This is a genomic window from Neorhizobium populisoli (assembly GCF_019430945.1).
GTDB lineage: Bacteria > Pseudomonadota > Alphaproteobacteria > Rhizobiales > Rhizobiaceae > Neorhizobium > Neorhizobium populisoli.
Genome location: NZ_JAHYCB010000015.1, coordinates 95,659 through 103,072, shown reverse-complemented (window position 1 = coordinate 103,072; position 7,414 = coordinate 95,659). Strand labels below are relative to the sequence as shown.

The 7,414-nt window shown below is 54.7% G+C and carries 4 protein-coding genes; 3 read left to right on the top strand and 1 reads right to left on the bottom strand.

Annotated features, from left to right (window positions below):
• The first annotated feature begins 1,933 nt into the window (after positions 1-1,933).
• The 3 genes from repA to repC all read left to right on the top strand — a co-directional run bounded on the left by repA (position 1,934) and on the right by repC (position 5,623).
• Positions 1,934-3,148, top strand: coding sequence for a plasmid partitioning protein RepA (gene repA, locus KX729_RS29005; protein ID WP_219745939.1), 1,215 nt, complete (start codon positions 1,934-1,936; stop codon positions 3,146-3,148).
• Positions 3,145-4,146, top strand: a complete 1,002-nt coding sequence (repB, locus tag KX729_RS29000) for a plasmid partitioning protein RepB (RefSeq protein WP_219745938.1) — start codon at positions 3,145-3,147, stop codon at positions 4,144-4,146. Before repA ends, repB begins: the two co-directional genes overlap by 4 nt.
• A 196-nt stretch (positions 4,147-4,342) precedes the next feature.
• A complete protein-coding gene (gene repC, locus KX729_RS28995) occupies positions 4,343-5,623 on the top strand; it encodes a plasmid replication protein RepC (RefSeq protein ID WP_219745937.1) in 1,281 nt (426 codons plus the stop codon).
• Between the two features lie 355 nt (positions 5,624-5,978).
• On the opposite strand, the gene KX729_RS28990 is transcribed toward repC, so the two are convergent.
• Complete coding sequence (locus KX729_RS28990; RefSeq protein WP_246617938.1) at positions 5,979-6,446, bottom strand: ProQ/FINO family protein; 468 nt, start codon at positions 6,444-6,446, stop codon at positions 5,979-5,981.
• Positions 6,447-7,414: the final 968 nt, after the last annotated feature.

The following is a 7,414-nucleotide window of genomic DNA, read 5'->3' as shown; positions in this document are numbered from 1 at the left end:
TCACTCGGCGATCGGATATAACGTCCCGATTGACCTGCATAATCCCGGTGGTGCAACCAGCCAGCCATCGTGATCAAAGCCGGAAAACTCCAGCTTTCGGCGATCCAAGGTTCGGTCTCAGAGCAAAGACCTGCCACATCAACGGATCTCTGCGTTAAAAAACGGCCCGGTTCATCCCACGGACTGTGCGGTTAACTCAATCTAGATATCCCGGAGGCGCCAGCTTCATCAGGCCAGTCTCGATCCAATTTTTGAGAAGGCAGATTTAAAGCCAGTTGTTTCAGAAGTGATCAGCGACCGCGTAGCATAAGCCTGGTCTTCCTTCTCCAGTAGGAGAGGACCCACAGCCGCGTCAACGGATCGAATGCGAGCAACAATGTCGAATTCGGCGCCGGAGCAGACCCACCCTCGCCGGACGGCAATAGGCCCAACGCCAAAATTTTCCACCGTCACTCCTTCCCCGCCAACCAGCGAGGATCGGCATATTCAGAAAGCTCCATCGTACGCGCAATCGACCAACATGACTTCAGGAACCGGAGCCTAGTCGAGAGCTTTGCGCAATCTCGACCTGTCGCATTGGCGGATTGCCAGCATAAGAACCGGCATTGCTGATTTCTTTCATATCTTGATGATCCGTCGCGCGCCTCAGCGGCCGAAAATGCGCGTTGCCGAAGTAACTCCTCGAATCCTGATCCGACCGATCTTTGACGGATGAACCGCTTTGACGCCGCATCGAGACTCCATCCCATCCAGTTTGAAGCCTAACGCTCCCAACCATGAAATCAATAAAGTCGCGAGGATCAGTCTGCCGAAGACACCGAGCTTTGCGTTCGAGCAGGATCCGGATCCCCCGTGGCCTCCCACTGGCGAAAGCGTGGTTGCATTTGCCAGAAGTGTCGGAGTTGTCAAAGATGCGCGGACGCGGGCGGAGGATGAGGTGAGGTGGGAAGTGATGCTTGCGGCCCTGATCGTATTATCGTCGCGGCAGAGATCCCCAAAGGAATACGAAGGGCCTCCCGGCCGGCAAATCTCTCGGAGCCGGTGGCCTCCGCCGATTAAGCCTCTGCCATCACCTGTCGCCGAAGCAGACGATGACCTCGAAGTGTTCCAATCAGGTCATTGTAAGACCACCTCAAATTCAAAATACCCGAGCGGTTTCCGGTTGGGGTCACGCACGGACAAAGTGGCCAGTTGGATCCCTATCACCAAAACATGCCCTTTTAACAACATGGCAGGAACTGATCTTCGACCACCGGCCATTGGCACCGGCGAGCGAGGAGGCGAGTGTCGGTCGCGTAGCCTAGCAGTTCCCTCGCCTCTCGCACAACGAGGCGAAGCTCAGGCGGGCAATCAGGACAGCGTCCCCGGGGCCGCGCTAGACGCCTTGAGACTTCAAGGCTGGGCGCCCCCCGCATCGGGCCCTCAATCATTCGACATGAGGGGAGGGGCAATTATTTGCAGCAACACCCTGACATCCGTCTACGTTCGAGAGCGGAGACCTATTGATCGCGCGCGGAAGTCTTGGGACCGTCTTGCATATGATGATCACCGCCGCCGCTGGATGATCTGTAGCCTGTTCTCGCTTCCAAAATACACCGTGAGCGACCAGTCGTGAAAAGCCGACAGCCGAATGCGTGCCTCCTCTATTTTAGCGCCTCCAAGCCGAAATTGGAATTTGGCCTGAGACTCGCGGACAATGGAGCTGCAACGAGCGCACTCGACTTTACAATTGTAAAGCTCCAAGCCCTGGACGATTCCAGTGGAAAACTTTACAACTGTAAAGGTCACCTCGACACGCTCCCCTTTCCGGGCCAAACGAAGCCCTTCACCGTTTAGAATTGATTAACCAAAAACCCCTTGTGGAATCGGATGGTCTCTGGCAACGTCGACGGATAAAGCTCCGTAAAGGGACGAAAACCGTCAAGAGGATGAGATGCCGCAAGCTGCATCTAAAAACGTCAGAGACACCGCCTCGAAAATCGACGCCTATACGTCGAAGCTCTCGGCAGAACTGCGCGACATGCGCGAGGCAGTCTATCCCCCGGAAGCGAAAAAGACCTTCGCCAAGACGTTCTCGACGATGGATCTGGCCCGCCTTCTCGCCGTTCCCGAAAGTACATTGCGCCAGCTGTCGATAGAGGGCAAAGGACCTGTTCCTGAACGGGCCGAAAACAATCGCCGCACCTACACGATCGGGCAGGTTAAAGAGCTACGATCATTCCTTGCGTCTCAGCGTCCAGACGAGGCCGGACAGCTTCTGCCCTACCGTCGCGACAACGAGAAACTCCAAGTCATCGCCACAGTCAATTTCAAAGGCGGAAGTTCCAAGACCACCACGTCGATCCATCTTGCGCATTTTCTTGGCGTTCAAGGTTACCGCGTTCTTTGCGTCGATCTTGACCCCCAGGCGTCAATGACCGCGCTTTTCGGACTGCAGCCGGAATTTGATCTCGGTGACAACGAGACCGCATATGCGGCAATTCGATACGACAACGAAAGACGGACCTTCGCAGACGTCATTCGCCCGACCTATTTTCCAGGAATAGACCTTGTCCCCGGTAATCTCGAATTGATGGATTTCGAGTTCGATACCCCGACCTATCTGACCTCTAAAACGCGTGATGACCTAGGCTTATTCTTCGAACGCCTCGGCAGGGCAATCGCTAGTGTTGAAGATCGTTATGATTTTGTCATCCTCGATACGCCGCCGTCACTCGGTTACTCAACGCTTGCAGCGCTTTATGCTGCGACTGCGCTGATCGTCACCGTCCATCCCGCGATGCTCGACGTTGCATCATGTAATCAGTTCCTGATCATGATCTCAGATCTCTCCGAAGTGCTCGATCAATTTGGTGCGCGGTTCGAACACGACTTCTTCCGCTTCCTCCTGACACGCGTCAATCCGAATGACGGACCGCAAAAATACATGGCGGGTGTGATGCGAAGGCTTTTCGGCAACGACGTGCTCGTCGCCGAGGCTCTCGAATCCACCGCAATTGCAGGTGCGGCTGTCGCCAAGAAAAGTCTCTACGAGCTCGAAGCCGGGGAGGTGGGTCGCGAGGCACTAAAACGCGCCGTGGAAAGTGCCGATCGCGTCAACTTCGAAATCCTTGGTTTGGCTCATCAGGTATGGGGGCGCCGTCCATGAAAAAAAGCATTCTGCGCCGCATGGCCGAAGAGGCGGAAAACCGCACGGATGTTGCCGAATCTGACGAGACAGAAAAGCCCGTTTCCGGCCGGCGGCATTCGTCACCGGTCATCTCGAATGTCGGTAGGGCACTCACGCATCTGGGTGAGGATACGATCCTATCTCTCGATCCCGCCAAGATTGATCGCTCGCCCTATCAGGATCGTTTCGATAACGATGAAGAAGCGGAGGCTGAACTCGACGCCTTGAAAATGTCGATCGCGACTGAGGGCCAGAAAATTCCGGTTCTGGTTCGTCCTCATCCGAGCAAGCGCGACCACTATCAGTTAGCTTATGGCCACCGGCGCCTAAATGCCATCAAGTCTATGATGGGACAGACCGACCGGCCGGAGACGGTCAAGATAAAGGCCTATGTGCGCGATCTAACAGATCGACAGCTTATTGAAGAACAGGCCGTCGAAAATGGAATTCGGGAAAACCTCACCTGGATCGAGCAAGCCATGTGGGCGCTTCAATTGAAAGAAGCAGGATTATCAAACCGCGCAATTTGCCCAGTTCTCGGTCTCACCGAGGCTGCTGTCTCCCAGCTTTTCCGCGTGACGTCCGTCGTTCCAAGTGATGTCGTATTTGCCATCGGCCGTGCAAAAGCGGTCGGCCGACCAAAGTGGACAGCGTTTGCCGATCTCCTCAAAGACGGCAGCAAAATCAGTGCGGTTCGTGATGTGGTCCAAACCAGCGGATTTCGGCAGGCCGACGGTGCTGGTCGGATCGGCATCGCCATGATGGCGGCAGCTGGCACAACGATGACACACAGTGTCAAACCGGCTGAAACTGTCGAATTCGCGCTGGGAGGACGGCATTTCGGCCGAATGAAAAATTCCGCTTCCGGCACGACTGTAACGATTCCAAAGGCCGAAGATGCCTTTGCGCGATGGCTGGCAGAGCGAATGCCGGACCTGATGCGTGAATATGAACACCAGACCAGCCCCTCAAACTAGGTGTGGTCGAGGAAAGTTGAGCTAGCAAAAGGAGCAGCAGTACAAAAGAAAAAGGCCCCCAAAACGGTACCGCCGTGGAAGCCTCTCTCAATTCTCTAAGCAAGAACGAGAATCGCATTTCCACGAATCCTAGTCAAGAGTCTTTGGCACCTTTTTGGTGAGCGGATTTCTTTTGCCTGATGAAAGGTGAAAGACAATGGAAAGTGGACATGTAACGACGCCTTTTGGGCGGCGATCGGTGTCGCTTGGCATGCTCGCAAGCCAGATGATGGCGCGCAAGATCAAGCCCGGTGTGTCGGTCAACAAATGGAGACTATACCGCTCGCTCTGCGAAGCCCGATCATCGCTCGGTATCAATGACCGAGCGCTCTCGGTGCTAAACGCGCTTTTGAGCTTTTACCCCCATGACGAACTTTCCGAGGACAATGGATTGATCGTCTTTCCATCCAACACTCAGTTGTCACTAAGGGCGCATGGCATGGCGGAGCAGACGATCCGCCGGCATATTGCCGCACTTATCGAAGCCGGCCTTCTTCTTCGAAAAGACAGCGCGAACGGCAAGCGGTTTGCCCGACGCGGGCGCGGCGGTAACATTTGCGACGCATTCGGTTTTTCATTCGCGCCGCTTCTTGCGCGAGCCCTGGAGATTGAAAGACTGGCACAAGACGTTGCCGACGCGCGACTGAACCTTCAAAGGTTGCGCGAACAATTAACGGTCTGCCGGCGGGACATAACCAAGCTCATCGAAACGGCCATAGAAGAGGACATGGCCGGCGACTGGCAGGCAATGACGGAAATGTTGAAATCGGCTCTCGCCCGATTGCCACGGCCTGCAAGCGCGCGACAGCTGGAAGAACTTTACAACGAACTGAGTGCTTTCCGCGACGAAATCTTCAACGCTCTGGAAACACAGCTAAAAATCGAGAAAGTAAGCGGCAATGTCTCTCAAAATGAGCGGCATATACAGAATTCACAATCCGAATCTTTCTCTGAACTTGAAGATGGCACCGAAACCGCGCTGGAAAAACCATCGTCACTCGCCATCGCACCTGACGTTGAGGCGAAGTTGGCATCAGGACCACTGGCCGCTGTTGGAATGGTATTGACGAGAACTAGCCAAGTCGCCGGTCTACGATCACTCTCGCTTGGTCTGGTCCTGCGAGCCTGCCCTCAGATCGCCGATTACTCGAGCGCTGGCATCGTTTCGGGTTGGCGCGATCTGATGGCTGCGGCGGACGTGGTGCGCACAATGCTGGGTGTCAGTCCCTCGGCCTACCAGGATGCGTGTGCGGCGATGGGCCCAGAACATGCCGCAGTCATCATCGCATGCATCCTTGAGAGAGGAGACCAAATCAACTCGGCCGGCGGCTATTTGCGCGATCTGACGCGTAAGGCCGAGCGCGGCGAATTCAGCCTCAGCCCGATGTTAATGGCTTTGGTCCGCGCAAAGAGTCAACCTCAGCAAGGGGCCGCTTGAAGGGGCCGCAAATAACCCGTTTATCGATAGAACGAAAGAGACACGCGTATACCGGTGTTGCCACGCTCTCACGAGATCGGCAACACAGCGACGCCCGAACAGAATGTTGGAAATCTATTCGAGATTAAGGATGTTGGTGTTCCGAACACTGGCACACATGTCTGGCGGTCAAGCGTGACTTTCCCAGATCAATATCCTATCACCAAAGCTGTACCTTGCTCGGGAAGCGTCTTACCAAGAGCTTCAGCCAATGGTTTTGTCAGAGAAAGCCTAATCATTTGATATCAAACAGTTTTCCATATTCGGGTGCGCCCCATCGATGGCAAATGAGCCGGAGGTAGATCGTCGACTTGACTTAATCTATCGTTAGAGGATGAGGAGATCCGCTCTGGTCTACTCCGATGTTTGTTATGAGCGCGCCAGGGGAAGCAGCATTCTGCCCTTGCATCCGGGAATGTTTGCGCTTTAACTCCACAAAACGAAGTTGCGCGAGCAGACGGTCCTCAGCGGAAACTGCTTCGGTGGGCAAACCGTCAATTGAATGGCGCATAGCATCGGGTTGAGCACTCGCGAAATAGTACCGCCGGGAATGTACAAAAGCGCCGATGGCGCGCCGTAGCGTGGTCGCCCCGATACCCGGCTTTAATCGTTGCCGGAATTGATCAAACAGCCCTTTCGAAAACGGCTTGACCAGATCACCAGGTAATGATGGAAGGATTGCCGCCGGCGGCTCAATCAATGCGTTGATGACCTGTGCCTTTTCGACGTCGATCTGCGTCGCTGCCACAGGCCCTCTGCTAACAGTCCAGATCTTCGCAATCATGCCAGCCTTCCCGTGATTCCCGCCTCCCGACCAATAGAAACCGGCGGCGCTGGGCGCAAGAGACTATTTGGCCGGGGCTGGGTTGCCCGTCCATCTCTTGGAAGCGACGCCTATATCAGCAGCCATGCCACGTTGACTTGGCTCCTTCGAAGCCTCGAGGACAATGAAGCTCGAGAATCCAGCAGTTGAAACATAAGATCACGGTCAGTTGTCGGGATCGACGCCCAGTTGATTTTTCCGACCTGCAGCCGGAGTACCCAGCGATCGGCCGTCAAATCACCCGGAGAAGCCGCTAGCATCTGCAGCGTTGTATTTGGCAATTGAGAACAGAAGCCTCCGCCGGGTCTGTCCACTCCATGACCGGGGATGCCAGCATGCAAGTGAGACCTGTGGCGTCTCAAGGAACGCTTCTGAAAACTCCGTAGTTGAACGTCGACGAGGACCCGGGCCATCTTGGAGGTGTCGAAGTCCATAGCAACAGGTGAAGCTGGTATTTCACGGTGCGAATGAGCAGGCCTAGGAGGTCTTCTTCACGTCCTCAGGAGAGGGTCTTGCATCTTTCGATAGCACAACATTCAGCCGGGGGTTCGGATCAAAAGTGAGCGCGTTTGTGATGTCGAGTGCACCCTGCTCAAGTTCCTCCTCGGTAAAATCTATATCGGAAGTTGTTTTAGATTTATCTAAATTTTTGCGTTTACTGTTATTCGTCATACATACCGCTCACTCTATTGTTCACAGCGAAGAATATGCCGGAGTTTGTTCATCGCAAGGCGAGAATAAGTTAATGATGAGGCAATAAACTACCACATCCTGATATCATCAACTTCGAAAGCTTTGGTACCGCGCCGATCAGTGACGCGGAGTCAAGCGCGCATGTAAATCGAACCAAGAAGCGACCACCGGAAAAGGACCGGTGTCGGTGTCGACGGGCGCGGGAACCGTGACGGCGGAACGCGGCGAGATCGTGT

Bases quoted from the DNA above. Each gene is read 5' to 3' on its own strand.
- repA (WP_219745939.1), top strand. From the start codon at position 1,934: ATGCCGCAAGCTGCATCTAAAAACGTCAGAGACACCGCCTCGAAAATC.
- repB (WP_219745938.1), top strand. From the start codon at position 3,145: ATGAAAAAAAGCATTCTGCGCCGCATGGCCGAAGAGGCGGAAAACCGC.
- repC (WP_219745937.1), top strand. From the start codon at position 4,343: ATGGAAAGTGGACATGTAACGACGCCTTTTGGGCGGCGATCGGTGTCG.
- KX729_RS28990 (WP_246617938.1), bottom strand. From the start codon at position 6,446: ATGATTGCGAAGATCTGGACTGTTAGCAGAGGGCCTGTGGCAGCGACG.